This is a genomic window from Listeria cossartiae subsp. cayugensis, from assembly GCF_014229095.1.
Lineage (GTDB): Bacteria > Bacillota > Bacilli > Lactobacillales > Listeriaceae > Listeria > Listeria cayugensis.
Genome location: NZ_JAARZC010000003.1, coordinates 260,454 through 277,739, shown reverse-complemented (window position 1 = coordinate 277,739; position 17,286 = coordinate 260,454). Strand labels below are relative to the sequence as shown.

Annotated in this window: 15 protein-coding genes; 6 read left to right on the top strand and 9 right to left on the bottom strand. The window is 37.9% G+C overall.

Annotation, left to right across the window (positions count from 1 at the left end; genetic code table 11):
• Positions 1 to 13: 13 nt before the first annotated feature.
• From cls to dnaA, 8 genes are all read right to left on the bottom strand, one after another.
• Positions 14 to 1,528 (bottom strand): cardiolipin synthase, encoded by a 1,515-nt coding sequence (gene cls, locus HCB49_RS11135; RefSeq protein ID WP_185604972.1) that lies wholly within the window; start codon positions 1,526 to 1,528, stop codon positions 14 to 16.
• A 135-nt stretch (positions 1,529 to 1,663) separates the two neighbouring features.
• Positions 1,664 to 4,192: a DNA gyrase subunit A gene (gene gyrA / locus HCB49_RS11130; protein ID WP_185480513.1), complete on the bottom strand. Its 2,529-nt coding sequence runs from the start codon at positions 4,190 to 4,192 to the stop codon at positions 1,664 to 1,666.
• Positions 4,193 to 4,286: 94 nt separating this feature from the next.
• Entirely contained in the window at positions 4,287 to 6,227 is a 1,941-nt protein-coding gene (gene gyrB / locus HCB49_RS11125; protein ID WP_185399339.1) for a DNA topoisomerase (ATP-hydrolyzing) subunit B, read from the bottom strand.
• A gap of 48 nt (positions 6,228 to 6,275) precedes the next feature.
• Positions 6,276 to 7,388, bottom strand: coding sequence for a DNA replication/repair protein RecF (recF, locus tag HCB49_RS11120; protein ID WP_008946387.1), 1,113 nt, complete (start codon positions 7,386 to 7,388; stop codon positions 6,276 to 6,278).
• Between the two features lie 3 nt (positions 7,389 to 7,391).
• Positions 7,392 to 7,613 (bottom strand): S4 domain-containing protein YaaA, encoded by a 222-nt coding sequence (gene yaaA / locus HCB49_RS11115; protein WP_010958651.1) that lies wholly within the window; start codon positions 7,611 to 7,613, stop codon positions 7,392 to 7,394.
• Between the two features lie 179 nt (positions 7,614 to 7,792).
• Positions 7,793 to 9,136 carry an MATE family efflux transporter gene (locus tag HCB49_RS11110; protein WP_185403705.1) on the bottom strand — a complete coding sequence of 448 codons (1,344 nt, stop codon included), beginning with the start codon at positions 9,134 to 9,136 and terminating at the stop codon, positions 7,793 to 7,795.
• 107 nt (positions 9,137 to 9,243) lie between these two features.
• Entirely contained in the window at positions 9,244 to 10,389 is a 1,146-nt protein-coding gene (dnaN, locus tag HCB49_RS11105; RefSeq protein ID WP_008946384.1) for a DNA polymerase III subunit beta, read from the bottom strand.
• Between the two features lie 193 nt (positions 10,390 to 10,582).
• Complete coding sequence (gene dnaA, locus HCB49_RS11100) at positions 10,583 to 11,938, bottom strand: chromosomal replication initiator protein DnaA (protein ID WP_003727573.1); 1,356 nt, start codon at positions 11,936 to 11,938, stop codon at positions 10,583 to 10,585.
• Positions 11,939 to 12,444: 506 nt separating this feature from the next.
• Between dnaA and HCB49_RS11095 the strand changes: the two genes are divergently transcribed.
• The 6 genes from HCB49_RS11095 (at position 12,445) to HCB49_RS11070 (ending at position 15,704) form a co-directional block, all read left to right on the top strand.
• Positions 12,445 to 12,915: a hypothetical protein gene (locus HCB49_RS11095; RefSeq protein WP_185396442.1), complete on the top strand. Its 471-nt coding sequence runs from the start codon at positions 12,445 to 12,447 to the stop codon at positions 12,913 to 12,915.
• Positions 12,916 to 13,082: 167 nt separating this feature from the next.
• The gene (gene rpmH / locus HCB49_RS11090) at positions 13,083 to 13,217 is read left to right on the top strand and encodes a 50S ribosomal protein L34 (protein WP_003718062.1); all 135 of its coding nucleotides are present in this window, start codon (positions 13,083 to 13,085) and stop codon (positions 13,215 to 13,217) included.
• Positions 13,218 to 13,306: 89 nt separating this feature from the next.
• Complete coding sequence (rnpA, locus tag HCB49_RS11085) at positions 13,307 to 13,666, top strand: ribonuclease P protein component (RefSeq protein WP_011703467.1); 360 nt, start codon at positions 13,307 to 13,309, stop codon at positions 13,664 to 13,666.
• Positions 13,667 to 13,706: 40 nt separating this feature from the next.
• Positions 13,707 to 14,570 carry a membrane protein insertase YidC gene (yidC, locus tag HCB49_RS11080; protein WP_185391756.1) on the top strand — a complete coding sequence of 288 codons (864 nt, stop codon included), beginning with the start codon at positions 13,707 to 13,709 and terminating at the stop codon, positions 14,568 to 14,570.
• Complete coding sequence (jag, locus tag HCB49_RS11075) at positions 14,567 to 15,187, top strand: RNA-binding cell elongation regulator Jag/EloR (protein WP_061394722.1); 621 nt, start codon at positions 14,567 to 14,569, stop codon at positions 15,185 to 15,187. The genes yidC and jag overlap by 4 nt, the downstream gene beginning before the upstream one ends.
• 55 nt (positions 15,188 to 15,242) lie before the next feature.
• Complete coding sequence (locus tag HCB49_RS11070; RefSeq protein WP_185604971.1) at positions 15,243 to 15,704, top strand: ASCH domain-containing protein; 462 nt, start codon at positions 15,243 to 15,245, stop codon at positions 15,702 to 15,704.
• Positions 15,705 to 15,754: 50 nt separating this feature from the next.
• On the opposite strand, the gene HCB49_RS11065 is transcribed toward HCB49_RS11070, so the two are convergent.
• Positions 15,755 to 17,167 (bottom strand): MFS transporter, encoded by a 1,413-nt coding sequence (locus tag HCB49_RS11065; RefSeq protein ID WP_185604970.1) that lies wholly within the window; start codon positions 17,165 to 17,167, stop codon positions 15,755 to 15,757.
• Between the last annotated feature and the right edge of the window lie 119 nt (positions 17,168 to 17,286).

The window sequence follows — 17,286 nt, the reverse complement described above, 5'->3', positions numbered from 1 at the left end:
TCCACTCCTAAAATTATAAAATTGGTGATAATAAACTGGATAGAACTTCTTTTATACGAGTCAATAATGGTTTACTTTCCATATCTTTCATCGTAAATAGTCGGCTATCTTCAAAATCTTTCTTGAAATCGCGTTTTAAATGGTGCATAGCCTCACTTTCATCATATAAGAATACCATTAATTCGTGATTCAATCTAAAACTACGCACATCAAAATTCGCAGTTCCGATAGCTGCTCGCGTTCCATCCACTAACATTGCCTTCGCATGAACAAAAGAATCATCGGCGTAGGCATACATTTTCGCGCCTGCCTCAATCATTGTTTTCACATAAGCATTACTTCCGTGGAATGAAATCCCGCGATCACCTTTTCCGGGAATAATAACCCGTACGTCAACGCCGCTCATTGCAACCCGGCGGATAACCGCAAGCGACTCCTCGTCAGGAACAAAGTAGGGCGACACAATCCAAACTGATTCTTTAGCGGAATCAATTAAATCAAGCATTGAATCACGCACCCATTTTTCTTTATCATATGGTCCACCGTAAATAACTTGAGCCCATTCATCACCCATATCAACTGGTGAGAAATACTGTTTTAATCCGGTTTCGCTAATAAACTCGTCGGCAGCTCCAGCTCGGTTTTCCATGTAAATCCAATCGTTTAGAAAAGATTCTTGGAGTTCGATTACGGCTTGACCGGTAATTTTAATATGCGTATCACGCCAAACACGGAAATCTGGCGTATTGGAACGATATTCTTCTCCAATATTAAGTCCACCTGTGAAGCCGATTTGCCCATCAATCACGACAATTTTGCGATGATTTCTTAAATTAGCTGTTCTTACAATCCACGGTGAAGAAATCGGATCAAATGCGTGAATACTAACGCCAGCTTCTTTTAGAGGAGCTAGAAAGGCTTTATGGAGCTTGCTTGAACCTAGTCCATCAAACATAAATCTAACTTCGACACCAGCTTTTGCTTTTTCGACCAAAATATCGCGAATCTCGGTAGAAATTTCATCCGTTTTGAAAATATAGTATTGAATATGGATATGGTTTTCTGCTTTTCTAAGCGCGTCTAAGAGCACTGGGAAAGTTTCCTCACCATTTGTCAGTATTTCGATTTTATTTCCCTTAATCGGCTCTATGGACGTTAAATGAGCAATTCTTTTAGATAGTCTTGGTAATTTTTCATTGGTGTTGTTTGGAATTGCATGAACTGCATTTATTAATTTAGCTTTTTCTGTTACTTGAGCTGTGCTGAATTTTCTAGTTGCTGGATTTCTACCGAACACAAGGTAACTAATCGTTCCAAGCACAGGTAAAATGAAAATAACCGCAATCCAGGCGACTTTTGAGCTAGTATTCCGCTGATCAAATAGGAGTAGCCGAACCGTAATAACAACCCCGCATAATTGAATAATCGCACTTGTTACTAAGAAAAGTATGGCTGCTTGATTAATTAAAACGTATTCCACTAAAAATAAAACTACTGCTATAAACAGAAATTGGATCAGTTTGCGCATTTTTTTCAACTCTTCCCTTTTTTAGACGTATTAAAGATATTATACATAAAATGCGACCAAAAAGCGCTTTTTAATACCGAAAAAAAGCTGGAAAATCGTTCTAATTCGCAAATTAGAGTCATTTCCAGCTTGGTTTTATTCTTCTATGTCGCTTCCAGGAGCATCTTCAAAACTTTCATCAGGAACTTGCGTGATTAATGTTTCGTCGATTTCTTCCTCTAGCTCAACTTCATCTTCTTCTTTTGGAACTTTTGCAACAGTGGCTACTTTTTCATCTTCATCAAGACGAATTAGTTTAACACCCATTGCGCTACGACCTGTTTGTGATACGGTTTCGATTTCAAAACGAATTAAGACACCGCTCACAGTCATTAGCATTAAGTCCTCTTCACCAGTAACAGTTTTCATTGCTACCAAGTTACCATTTTTCTCGGTGATTGTAACGGTTTTAACACCCATACCACCACGATTACGAAGCGGATACTGGGAAGCTGGCGTTTGTTTACCATAACCTTTTTCCGTAACAACGAGTACTTTTTCATCGTCTTCTAGTACTTCCATGCCGATAACTTCATCGTCTTCACGAAGTCTAATACCACGAACACCAGCAGCTGTACGGCCCATTACGCGGATATTTTCTTCTGGGAAGTAGATAGATTGTCCATGTTTCGTTGCGATAATCATGTTTTTGCTACCATCTGTCATTTGAACGGAAATAAGTTCATCGTTTTCGCGAAGTTCAACTGCACGAAGGCCGCTTTGACGAATTTTCGCAAATTGAGAAAGGGTTGTACGCTTCACGACACCATGTTTCGTCGTGAAGAATAGGTAGCTATCATCGGTGAATTCGGATAGATTTATCACGGCATTCACTTGTTCTTGGCTTTCGATTCCAAGCAAGTTGATGATTGGGATACCTTTGGCGGTACGACCGTATTCAGGCACTTCATAACCTTTCGAACGGTAAACTTTACCAGTGTTAGTGAAGAATAGTAACGTATCATGCGTGCTCGTTGCAACAAGGTGTTCTACGAAGTCATCTTCATGTGTAGACATACCTTGAATACCACGACCACCACGACGCTGACTACGATAAGTCGATAATGGTAGACGTTTAATATAGCCGCGTTTAGTTAACGTGATTGCTACTTCTTCTTCTGGGATTAAGTCTTCATCTTCAAGGCTTACTAAATCACCAGCCAAGATTTCTGTACGACGTTTATCCGCATATTTAACTTTGATTTCTTCTAATTCTTCACGAATAATTTCAAGAATACGTTCATCATCAGCTAAAATGGCTTTTAAATCGTTAATTAATGCCACTAAATTTTGATATTCTTCTTCAATTTTTTCGCGTTCTAAACCTGTTAAACGTTGCAAACGCATATCCAGAATGGCTTGCGCTTGTTTATCAGAAAGGTTGAATTGTGTCATCAATCCTTCTTTAGCAACATCAGAAGTTTTTGATCCACGAATTAATTTAATAATCGCATCAATGTTATCAAGGGCGATTCGTAAACCTTCTAAAATATGAGCGCGTGCTTCTGCTTTACGAAGCTCAAATTCAGTACGGCGACGAATAACTACTTTTTGATGTTCCAAATAATAATAAAGAATTTCTTTTAAATTAAGCACTTTTGGATGATTGTCGACAAGTGCCAGCATATTAATACCAAAAGTAGTTTGAAGAGCTGTCATTTTGAATAAATTATTCACAATAACACTTGCGCTAATATCACGACGAACCTCAATAACGATGCGCATTCCGGAACGGTCAGACTCATCATTTAGGGAAGTAATGCCGTCAATTTTCTTCTCACGAGCTAGTTCGGCAATACGTTCAACTAGGCGCGCTTTATTTACTTGGTAAGGAATTTCGGTAATAACGATAGTTTCTTTACCATTTTTCTTTTCTTCAATATCGACACGACCACGAACGGTAATCGAACCACGACCACTTTCGTAAGCGCGACGAATTCCGCTACGTCCCATAATCATCCCAGCAGTAGGGAAGTCAGGACCTGGGATATATTCCATTAAATCACGAATCGTAATTTCCGGGTCACGACTAAGCGCCAAAACGCCGTCAATAACTTCACCAAGATGGTGGGTAGGAATATTCGTTGCCATACCAACCGCGATACCTGACGAACCATTGACTAGTAAGTTAGGGAAACGCGCTGGCAAAATAACTGGCTCACGCTCGGAACCATCATAGTTATCCGCGTAATCAATCGTATCTTTGTTAATATCGCGCAGTAGTTCCATCGAAATTTTTGACATACGTGCTTCTGTATAACGCATCGCTGCCGCCATATCTCCATCGACCGAACCAAAGTTACCGTGTCCGTCAACAAGCATATTACGATAACTAAAATCTTGCGCCATCCGAACCATTGTAAAATAAACAGCTGTATCGCCGTGGGGGTGATACTTACCAATAACTTCCCCTACGATACGAGCCGATTTCTTATAGGCTTTATCAGAAGTCATACCTAAGTCATTCATCGCATATAAAATACGACGGTGAACTGGTTTTAATCCGTCACGAACATCTGGTAGGGCACGGGCAACAATTACGCTCATCGCGTAATCTAAAAATGAAGTCCGCATTTCTTTATTTAAGTTTATCTCTGTTATTCGTTGATTTGGTGTTTCTGCCATTGTTAGAGAAACCTCCCTTTCCAAAGTAAGGCTGAATCTAGTTCAAACCTTTTAAAAACAATTAATATCCCAAGTATTACCCGGGAAATATTTATTAAACATCCAAGTTTTTAACGTATTGTGCGTTGTCTTCAATGAATTTACGACGAGGTTCCACGCGGTCACCCATCAACATTTCAAAAGTTTCATCGGCATCAATAGCGTCTTTGATATTGACTTGAAGTAGTGTACGGTGTTCAGGATTCATGGTTGTTTCCCAAAGTTGCTCAGGGTTCATTTCTCCAAGACCTTTATATCGTTGAATGTTGTATTTAGTGTCTCCATCAAGGGATGCTAGATAATCTTCTAATTGTCCATCACTATAAACGTACTCAACTTGTTTACCATGCTTAATTTGATAAAGCGGTGGCTGCGCAATATAAATATAACCTGCATCAAGCAGTGGACGCATATAACGATAAAATAGAGTAAGAAGTAGTGTACGAATATGTGCACCATCAACATCGGCATCAGTCATAATAATTAGTTTGTGGTAACGAGATTTAGAAACATCGAAATCTCCACCAAAACCAGTACCCATTGCTGTAAAAATAGTTCGAATTTCTTCGTTAGCTAAAATACGATCTAAACGCGCTTTTTCTACGTTCAAAATTTTACCACGAATCGGCAAAATCGCTTGGAATAAACGGTCACGACCTTGTTTAGCTGAACCACCAGCTGAGTCACCCTCAACGATGTAAAGTTCGCTGATTTCAGGATTACGGGAAGAACAGTCAGCTAGTTTACCTGGCAAGCTAGAAATTTCTAGGCCACTGCTTTTACGAGCAACTTCACGCGCGCGCTTAGCAGCCAGACGTGCACGAGAAGCCACAACGCCCTTCTCAACGATTTTTTTAGCAACATCCGGGTTTTCCATCATAAATTTATTTAAAGCCTCAGAAAACAGCTTATCCGTGATGGAACGAGCTTCTGAATTTCCAAGTTTTGTTTTTGTTTGTCCTTCAAACTGTGGATCTGGGTGTTTGATGGAAATAATTGCTGTTAAACCTTCACGAACATCTTCACCAGAAAGGTTGTCATCACTATCTTTGAACAATTTATTACGGCGCGCATAGTCATTAATAACACGCGTTAATGCCGTTTTAAATCCAGATTCGTGTGTTCCGCCTTCATAGGTATGAATATTATTCGCAAATGAAATGATATTGCTTGAGAATCCAGTGTTATATTGCATGGAAATCTCAACCATAATGTCATCGCGTTCGCCTTCCAAATAAATTGGTGGCTCATGGATAACGTCTTTTGCTTTATTTAAATGCTCAACGTAAGAACGAATTCCGCCTTCATAGTGGAAATTCTTACGTACTTTATGCTCGTCACGTTTATCTTCAATCGAAATTGTTAGACCACGGTTCAAGAAAGCAAGTTCGCGCGTACGAGTACGAAGCGTGTCAAAATCAAATTCTGTTGTTTCTGTGAAAATTTGAGGATCTGGCGTAAAGTGAACAATGGTTCCACGGTAATCCGTTTCGCCTTGTTCTTCCATATCCATTACTACATCACCGCGTTCAAAACGTTGGTAATATTTTTTACCTTCACGATGAACATGTACTTCAAGAGAGGTAGAAAGGGCATTAACTACCGATGCACCAACCCCATGAAGTCCGCCAGATACTTTATATCCGCCACCGCCGAATTTACCACCGGCATGAAGAACGGTAAAGATAACTTCTACTGTTGGACGACCGATTTTTTCGTTAATCCCAGTTGGAATTCCACGTCCGTTATCGCGAACAGTAATGCTGTTATCAGCTTCAATTGTAATTTCAATTTCTGTACAAAAACCAGCAAGGGCTTCATCGATTGCATTATCAACAATTTCCCATACAAGGTGATGGAGTCCACGTTGACTAGTTGAACCAATGTACATACCAGGTCTTTTTCGAACTGCTTCTAAGCCTTCCAGTACTTGTATTTGATCTTCGTTATAATCGGAAGCACTTTCCTGTACATTTGTAATATTTTCTTCTGACATTAATTATTCCACCGCACTTTCTTTTTCATCAAATTATATTAACCTAGATTAGGATTTTTTTACCGTACCTTTTTCTACATAGAAAGTTGTTGCTTGTTTGAGCGTTTCATGGTCGATCCCGCTCGTACTTGTTGTCGTTACAAAGGTTTGTACTTTTCCTTCAATAGCTCCGAGCAAATGTGATTGACGGTAATCGTCGAGTTCACTTAGCACATCATCAAGAAGAAGAACCGGATATTCTCCAGTTTCTTCGTGGATTAAGTCAATTTCTGCTAGTTTTACAGAAAGTGCCGTTGTCCGCTGCTGGCCTTGTGAACCAAAATCTTGCACATTTTGCCCATTAATATAAAACAGAGAATCATCCCGATGTGGCCCAATAAGTGTGACACCACGGTCGATTTCTCTTTGTTTGATTGATTCCATTTTTTGGAGTAAATCAGCTTTCCACACTTCAGGATCGTCTCCATTCAGCGTGACGGAAGCTTTATACTCGATTTTTAGCGTTTCCAAGCCTCGGGAAATTTGGTGATGAATCGGCGCCGCATATGCTTCTAATTTTTGAATGAAATCAGCTCGTCTTTTCGTCAAATTAATGGCGACATCCGCGAACTGTTCTGTCAAAATATCAAGCAACATCGGATCTACTTTGCGTTTCATTTGCAACATCTTCAAATATTGGTTCCGTTGCTGTAAAATTCGCTGATATTCACTTAAATTATGCAAATAAATCGGCTGCATTTGCCCAATTTCCATATTTAAAAAGCGACGTCTAACTCCTGGCGCACCTTTAACAAGCGACAAATCTTCTGGGGCAAAAATAACCACGTTCAAGTTGCCAACATATTGGCTCAGTTTCTTTTGTTCCAAATGATTTACTTTAGCTCGCTTGCCTTTTTGGGTGATAGCTAGCTCTAAAGGCACTGATTGCCCGTGCTTCGCTATCCGACCTTCCATCTTGGCTTCTTCTTTTTCCCACATAATAAAATCTTTATCATTCGTTGTCCGATGTGATTTTGCTAGCGCAAGCATCAATACGGCTTCCAAAAGATTGGTTTTACCTTGTGCATTCTCGCCAAGAAAAACATTTACAGATGGGGAAAATTCTAGTTCTAAGTTTTCGTAATTGCGGAAATTTCTTAAAACAATACTTTCTAAATGCATCTGCTATTTTCCTTGCTCAATTTTCACTTTTCCAACACCGGGAACTAAGATAACATCGCCATTACGAAGCTTTTTCCCCCGGCGATTGTCTTGCTCTCCGTTGATGTAAATCGTATTTTCACTAAGGTATGCTTTCGCCATTCCACCAGTCGAAACTACATCAATCATTTGTAAAAGTTGACCAAGCGTTACGAACTCGCTATTTATCTTCACTGTTTCAGCCAAAAATTTCACGCCCAATCTTTTTTTATCACTACCTTCTATTTTACTAAAGTTTTGCCAATAATACAAAGAATATTTTCATATATTCGTTTTTCAGCTTTTTTTAGCAAAACTAATGGGGGGATATTATTTATTCAAAAAAAGAAAATATGAGCTTCTCTGGCGTTTTTTTACTAAAATGGTTATTTTCGCCTGATAACTGCCTTTTTCTGCCATGCTCCTGATTTATATCTCCAAACGCCAAGCATTGTTGCGGTTATCCATGCAACTGGAGTAGCCCACCAAAGCCCTACATAGCCAATATAAAGCGACAAAACAAATCCGATAACAAGTCGTGATACTAACTCGAAAATCCCCATGGCTAAGGGAACCATCGCATCTCCGGTACCTCGCAAAGTCTCCCGAACGACAAACAAAATTCCGACTACAACATAAAATAACGACACAATAAGTAAATAGCTCACACCAATATTAATAACTTCTGTCTCGCTGGAATCTACAAATAGTAATAAAAACTGCCGAGCGAAAAGTTGCACTAAAATTGTTATGCCAATACTTATAGCAGTAACTACTTTGATTCCCGACCAAAATCCTTCGCGAACGCGGTCAATTTTTCCAGCACCGATATTTTGTCCAGCAAACATCGAGGACGCGGCTCCGAAAGCAATTCCGGGTTGATATGTAAGTGAATCAATTCGACTCGCCGCCGTATAAGCTGCAACGACCGATGAACCGAATCCATTTATTAAACTTTGAAGAGCCATATTCCCGATAGAAATAAAGGATCCTTGTAGTCCAGAAGGCAACCCAATGCGCACCATTTCTTTAAGAAGTGGGGTGGATAACTTGAATTTCGCACGTTCTATCCGCATAAACGGCACGTGGCGATAAGCATAGTAAATAACGGCGATTGCTGCAGCTGTTTGGGATAAAACCGTCGCAATTGCAGCCCCGCGAACGCCCATATCCATATAAACAACAAATAAAAAATCAAGTGCAATATTCATTAAAGACGATAAAATCAAAAAAATCAGTGGCGTAATCGAATTTCCGAGCGCCCGAAGAATCGCCGCCATCCCGTTATACAAACTCATCGGCAAAATCCCGATAAATAGGGTGGTTAAAAAGATGGTCGAATCATCCAAAATATTCGCTGGCGTTCTAAGCAACACAAGTAATGGCTTCGCAAGCAAAACGCCCGCAACCGTCAAAATAATCGCCGAAAAAACCACCGCATAAGTCGCCGTAGCAATAACATCTTTTAAACGATCATAATCTTTAAAGCCAAAATACTGCGCAACTACGACAGAAATCCCGCTCATAAGTCCAATAATCAAAGAAATCATAAAAAAATTGACCGAGTTTGTTGCTCCAACAGCAGCAAGCGCATCGACACTGACGAATTTCCCAACAATAACCGCATCAATCATCGTATAAAATTGCTGAAATAAGTTTCCAATCAACATTGGCATCGCGAATAAAAAAATTAATTTTGTCGGATTACCTGTTGTCATATCTTTCATCATGCTAAGAATTACCTCCATTTGCATAAATATACATTTTTAACCAAAAACTGTACTATAACAAAAAAAGAATCCGCCTTGAAACCAAGACGGATGTGCTTTTTGCGAGATTAGTAAGTTCTAACCGGCGTGATTAATTGTAAAATTTCATTTGGATTAGCTGCATCTTTTGGTCGAAGTACGAATGGTCGCATAGTACCGGAGAAGGAAATTTGAATATCATCACCTTCGAAAGCACGCAGAGCATCCATCATGTATTTACCGTTAAAAGATATTTTTATTTCTTCGCCAGTAAAGCTTTGGCTGAAGACATTTTCAGAAACATTTCCAACTTCCGGAGAATTGGAAGATACTTCTACTTGGCCATTTTCCAGTGTCATTAATTTAATAACGTTATTACGATTTTCGCGAGCAAGTAGGGACGCACGGTCAATTGCTTGTAAAAATGCTTTGGAATTAATGACTAATTCTGATTTAGTATCAGTTGGAATTAGACGAGATGTATCTGGGTAACTACCTTCAAGTAAACGAGAGTAGAATAGTAAATCTTTTAATTTAAAGAGAATTTGATTGTTTGCAAGTGTCATTTCAATTGATTCGCTTGCATCGTCTAGAATTTTATTTAGTTCGGATAAGCTTTTTCCTGGAATAACAATGTTGTATTCTTCGTCAATGTTTGTTTCTAGTGGAATTTCACGTAAAGCTAGACGGTGACTATCGGTTGCGACTGCGCTAAGCTTATTATCTTTAATAATCCAGTTAACACCGGTAAGTACTGGGCGAACTTCAATCGCTGAAACCGCAAATACTGTTTGGCGAACGATATTTTTTAGTACATTAATTGGAATTTTGATAGTTTTACCATCAGTAACTTCTGGTAATTTAGGATATTCCATTGGATCTAAGCCGTTTAATGTAAAGGATGCTTGGCCAGAACTAATGTTGGTTTGGTAATTAGAAGTAACTTCAATTTCTACATTTTCTTCTGGTAAACGACGAACGATATCTCCGAAGTATTTGGATTGAAGAACAATGCCACCAAAACTTTCCACTTCTACAATTACTTCATCATTTTCAACTAATGGAATAAATGCTTCGATGGAAATATCGGAATCACTACCAGTTAGTGTTACACCTTCATCATTTACGACAATTTTTATTCCCGTTAATATTGGAATCGTTGTTCTTGCAGAGATGGCACGAGTAACTTCATTGACTGCTTGGACAAGACGATCACGTTCGATAACAAATTTCATGAGTATCCCCCATTTTTTTATATTTTGTAAAACCTCAAAAACCTTTAATTAATTAATAAAAAATCGTAGTAATAGTAATAGGCGCTGTGGATTTGTGGATAAGTAGGTTGCAAGTCATGCGATATAAAGTTTTCCACATGTTGATAACTTGTGGGTAAGTATGTTTCAGTTATCCACATTGTACACAGGTCTATTAAAACATATTTTGTGCTTTTCTTAAATTTTTTTCAATTTCAGCAAGGTCATTTTTCAATACTTGATCGGTTTTTAGTAGTTGCGATATTTTTTCATGTGCATGAATGACAGTTGTATGATCTCGGCCACCAAATTCATCACCGATTTTTGGTAATGAGGCGTCTGTAAGCTCTCTTGAAAGATACATAGCGATTTGGCGCGGGAATGCGATACTTTTCGTCCGTTTTTTTGCTTTGAAATCTTCTAAACGCACATGGAAATATTCACCGACTGCTTCTTGAATACCACTAATCGTAATAACTTGTGATTTAGAAGAGGGGATAATATCTTTTAGTGCTTCTGCTGCAAGACCAGCTGTTATATCTTTATTAACGAGGGAAGAATAAGCAACTACTCGGATGAGTGCGCCTTCTAGCTCGCGAATATTCGAATCAATTTGGTTTGCGATATAAAGCATGACTTCATTAGGAATATCTAATCCATCTGCTTTTGCTTTTTTACGTAAAATAGCGATCCGTGTTTCTAAGTCTGGTGGCGTAATATCAGTGATTAAGCCCCATTCAAAGCGGGATCTAAGTCGATCTTCCAGTGTAGGAATTTCTTTTGGTGGTCGGTCACTGGAAATAATAATTTGCTTTTGTTCATCATAAAGCGTGTTAAATGTATGGAAAAATTCCTCTTGTGTTCCTTCTTTACCGGCTAAAAATTGAATATCATCAATAAGTAAAACATCGACATTCCGGTATTTTGTGCGGAATTCTTCGGTTTTGTTATCACGAATAGAGCTAATAAACTCATTCGTGAATTTTTCGCTGGAAAGGTACATTACTTTCGCATTATCTTTATGTTGTTGAACATAGTGGCCAACTGCGTGCATTAAATGTGTTTTGCCGAGGCCAACTCCTCCATAAATGAAGAGTGGATTATATGCTTTCGCTGGTGCTTCGGCTACTGCAAGTGATGCTGCGTGGGCGAATCTGTTCCCTGAACCAATGACAAAAGTATCAAAAACATAACGCGGATTAAGCATATGTTTTCCAATTTCAATGCCATCTTCATCTAACGCTGGATTTGGTTTAATCACAGTGTATTCAAAGTTTTCTTCCTGCTCGCCATCAATAAAGCGGACATCAAATAAGCGACCAGTTATTTCTTGCAAAATGTTAGCGATAAATTGCGTGTAGCTTTTCTCTAACCAATCGCGAACAAAATTATTGGGCGCTGAAATAATAAACGTATTACCTTCTAATGAATGAGCTGTTGTTGATTTCATCCATGTATCGTAACTAGGTTTACTCATATTTTTTTTAACGATTTGCAGTGTTTCCTGCCAGATGTCTTCAATTGATTGCACTAGTAACCCCCCTTTTTTATGTAATGTAAATGGATGCTATAAAGTTATCCACAGATAGAAAAAGCTATGGATAAGGTTATCCAAACACTGTTAAAAAATTATCCACAAAGTAAAAATGTATTGTGGATAACTTTAGTTTTCCCCAGCTATATTTCTATTCGATAGGAATTATAATATCAGAAAATCACTCTGATAGCAAGGACTTACCAAATCTATCCACAAAACTGTCCAGATGTGAAAAACGGTTGTCCACAGCCAGTTAACTTGTGTATAACTTGTGTGTAAAGAAATCTGTAACGAAATTGTTAAAATTAATTATCCACAAGGCATTGTGTGTAAATAACCACTAATTGTGTATAAGTTTGAAATGAATCAAAAGGTTATCCACAGTAAAAAGGCGTTATTCAGGAGTTATCCACATTTTTTGGGAAAGGATTTCATCGCGACAATGTGTTAAACTATTTACCGAATACTAAAAAAAAGACAAAAAAATGAGGTTGTGAAAAATGATATTTCAACGGCTTTTGAAAACTAGAGATACAGAATTTTATCGGGTTATACAAAACGGGAATATTGACGACGTGTTTGGTTACTTATTAATTCACGACAAACGGGAACCGGCAGAGATTGACGATTTTACGGTATTTGCAAAAAGTAATATAAACAAAGAAGCTTTTTCAGTGAATATCAAGAAGAATCATTTTTACACGATGTTTTTTCACTTTACAGATTTAGAAGAAGAACAGGAAATTCCAAAATTTACAAAAGTAATTCGTTTTATAGAAGGTTTATTATCTTTTCAGCCAGAAACAAGTCATTATGTGGATAACTATTTAATAAAGGAAAAACTTATTTTTGAATATCCGGCTGAATTTGAGAAAATCGGGGAATTTGCACAATATTTAGTAGAGATTTCCGGCCGAAAAATCGAAATCCCGGACACTACTAGAGAAAAATATATCTATTTAACACAATAATTTTTGAAAAATGGTTTTTCTCTCTATAAAAATATGGTATGATAGTGAACGGAGTCTAAATAGAAATTCGTCTAAATAGTATTGACAAAAAAGACCAGTTCACGTACAATATCTAAGACTGTCTAATAGATAAATTCGATTGGACCCTTTCATGGGAGGTGTAATTAATGAAAAGAACATATCAACCAAGTAAACGTAAAAGAAAAAAAGTGCATGGTTTCCGTACGCGTATGAGTACTAAAAACGGACGTAGAGTTTTAGCAAGTCGTCGTCGTAAAGGAAGAAAAGTTTTATCTGCGTAGACCACTGAAAACGACTCAGTGGTTTTTTTTTTGAAAAATCGCTGAGTCAAACGGCCTTATACTAAGATATGTAAGAAGATGGAGAATGTATGAAAAAAAAATATAGAATTAAAAAAAATGACGATTTTCAAAAAGTATTCCGAAGAGGAAAATCTTTTGCTAACCGTCAATTTGTTGTTTATACTTTAAAGCAAGAAGGATCGAATCATTTTCGCATTGGTTTATCGGTTAGTAAAAAAATTGGAAACGCTGTCTGCCGAAATCGGATTAAACGTTACATAAGACAATCATTCCATGAATTAGAAGACCAAATCAATCCTGAAAATGAATATATTATCATCGCCAGAAAACCGGCGGCCAATATGGATTTTCATGAAGTAAAGAAAAGTTTGATTCATGTTTTAAAAGTGGGGCGTGTTTTAAAGCAAAAACCAAACAATTCAAAGTGAGTGGAAATTTGAAAAAGGCGAAATTGGAGGTTACATCAATTTGAAGAAGAAAAAGCGATTCAAACAGAAGTTGCTCATCGCAAGTCTTGTAATCGGATTAATGGCTGTACTTTCGGGTTGTGGCTATTCAACTGATCCAATTACATCAGAATCAACTGGATTTTGGAGCCATTATATCGTGTTCCCATTATCCTGGACTATTACATGGTTTTCCGATTTATTCGGGGGAAGTTACGCAGTCGGAATTATTGTTGTTACAATTTTAATTCGTCTACTTATCATGCCTTTAATGATCAAACAGCTGAAAAGCCAAAAAGCCATGACAAGCTTACAACCGAAAATCAAAGAACTACAAGAAAAATACTCATCCAAAGATAATGAAACAAAACAAAAATTACAACAAGAAACAATGCGTCTATATCAAGAAAATAGCGTAAATCCAATGATGGGTTGTTTACCATTATTAATTCAAATGCCAATTCTACTAGGATTTTACCAAGCGATTAGTAGAACAGCAGAAATCAAAACAGATTCATTCTTATGGATGCAACTGGGAAATCCGGATCCATATTACATTTTGCCAATCGTTGCAGCACTAACAACATTCTTATCATCAAAAATTTCTATGATGGGGCAAACACAGCAAAATAAATCAATGGCAATGATTGTTTACATCATGCCAGTAATGATTCTATTTATGGGTATTACATTACCGTCTGCACTTGCTCTATACTGGATTATCGGTAACATTTTCACCGTATTCCAAACACTTTTAATTAATAATCCTTTTAAAAACAAACGCGAACAGGAGGCGCTGGCTGCTGCTCAACTTGCGGAAGATCGCTTGAAGAAAAAAGCAGCTAACATGAAAGCTTCCAAAAAAGGAGGTAAGAAAAGAAAGTGAGAGATTTAACTGCGCAAGGCTCAAACGTTGAAGAAGCTATCCAAAATGCATTAGCCACTTTAGAAACAACACGCGACAAGGTCGAAGTAGAAGTTCTAGACGAAGGTAAAAAAGGTATTTTCGGAATTGGTTCAAGACTGGCTATGGTAAAAGTAATTGAAAAAGAAGATGGTATCCAAGTAGCGATTGATTATCTTTTAGATGTTGCTACCAAGATGGGTGCAGTAATCACTATCGATGTAGAAGAAGTTGGTAAAGATGTGAAGTTGCAAATTAAAGGTGACAGCTTAGGCATGCTAATCGGCAAACACGGCCAAACCCTTAATGCTCTTCAATACTTAACACAATTAATTGCTAATAAAACAACGAGCCAATACAAAAACATTATTGTTAATGTAGGGGATTACCGTGAAAGACGTCACGAAACGTTAGTAATTTTAGCAAACAAAATGGCAGATAAAGCTCTTAAAACGAAGCGCGCTGTTCATTTAGAACCAATGCCTTCATTTGAAAGAAAAATTATTCATGCTATTTTAAGTGAGAATGAACAAATTGAAACGCATTCTGAAGGACGCGATCCTTATCGTTATATTGTGATTAAGCCAGTTCGAAAATAAATTTTGGAGACTGAGGTTTTTAGGAACCTCAGTCTTTTTTTTAGGAGGGATTTAAGTGGTAGTTTATAAAGATTCGGTTAATGAAATGTGGCAAAAATATCGATCTGCCAATCCGATGATTTCTAATAAATTTGAAGCTTGGGCATTCGGTAATTCTGCGCGGATGGCGAATGAACTAGGCGAGCTTGTGATGAACGGGGTGAAAACTGGAACGAGTAGCCTGTTCTATTGGTATGACCAGGGCGGGGAAACGATGCCGTCAGTTGGTTCGCATGTTGTTCTTTTGGATGGGAAAGAAGAGGCAATGGGGATTATTAAGTTGGTTGGTGTAACGATTATGCCATTTAATGAAGTTCCGGAGACATTTGCTTATTTAGAAGGAGAAGGAGACCGGACGTTGGATTATTGGCGGAAAGTCCATACTTCTTTTTTCACGAATGAATGCATGGAGCTTGGCATATCGTTTGAAGAAGATGCTTTAGTGGTTTGCGAAGAGTTTGAGGTAGTATTTAAATAGAATGTTTCACGTGAAACATATAAAAAGAGCCCTATATAAGGCTCTTTTTTTTAGATATTTTTTGGCAAACGGAATATTAGTAAGAAACAAACAATGAGAAGAGCTATATTAACGTACATACTCATCTGTAAGCTATCTGAAAATGCACTTGCTTTAGAGGTGGCAGTGGTATTTCCTAGTGTGCGGAAAAATACAGATCCGACAACAGCAATACCAAAAGATGAACCAATTCGTTGTGCCGTATTAAACATGCCACTTGCTCCGCCGCGTTCTATTCCGTGGACGGTGGAAAGTGTGAAGCTATTTAAAGGTGCAATAATCAAACCACTACCAATACCCGCAATAAACAATGGCAGGAAAAGCAACCAAGCAGAAAAAGCACCATCATGGAGGTGAAATACAATCGAGACGGTTCCAAGACCAACGATAACTAGAGTTACACCAAGCATTAAAAGTTTTCTTCCAAGCATAGGAATGAGGCGATAACTATTCGAAGCAGCAAGGACACTACCTAACGCAAAAGGACTAATTGCCAGCCCGGATAAAATAGCGGATCGACTGAAACCAGTTTGCCAAGTGAGCGATAGGACGAAAAAGATGCTTGTAAAGGCAGCAAAATATACTAGTGATAAGAGCATGCCGGATACAAATTGGTTGTTTTTAAGTAAGTTAGGCGCAATTAATGGTTGATTGCCTTTCTTTTCTTGATAGACGCTCCATTTATAAAGAATGATAAAGAGCGGGATAGATAGCGCCATTAAAAGGTAATCAATTGGTTTGAAATCATTTGCTCCATTTGAAATAAGTGGGAATAGTAATAGTAAAAGTGCAATTGTAAGTAACCCAACGCCAGGCAAATCGAAGCTGATTTTTTTCGTGGAGATAGTTCTTTTTGGGAGATAAAGCATTGCTAGTACGAGCGTGACTAAGACAAAGGGGACATTAACAAAGAAGACTGCGCGCCAACCGTTTGTAGCGCCAAAAAGTTCAATTAAAAGTCCGCCGGTAAGCGGTCCAATCGCGGTTCCAACGCCAATAACAGAACCAAGAATACCGAAGATTTTCCCAAGGCTTTTTCCAGAATACATATCCATAATCGTTGCATTGATTTGTGGGAAAAATAGTCCAGCAGCAAGTCCTTGTATTACCCGGGAAATAATTAAGCTATTTTCTGAATCTGCAAAACCAGCCGTCACACTCATTATTAGAAATAAGGTAATACCGATAATATAGATATTTTTTCTACCATATTTGTCACCGAGGCGGCCAGCTAAAATAAGGACAAGTCCAAAAGCGAGTGCATAGCCTGAAATAACCCACTCAATTGTTTCGCTGGTGGCATGAAGTGCTGTTGTAATATCTGGTAAGGCAACGTTGACAATCGTTGTATCTAGTAATGAAATAAAAGCGCCAAGCATAATCGAAATAAGTGCTAAAGTCTTACGTCTATCTGTTTGTTCCATAAATCATTCTCCTTTTTGAGATATTTTTCATTATAAACCTAAATGCTAAAAACTACTACGAATAAAGAAGGTGCAAATGTTTCACGTGAAACATTTTACTTTACGAGTGAGATTTGATA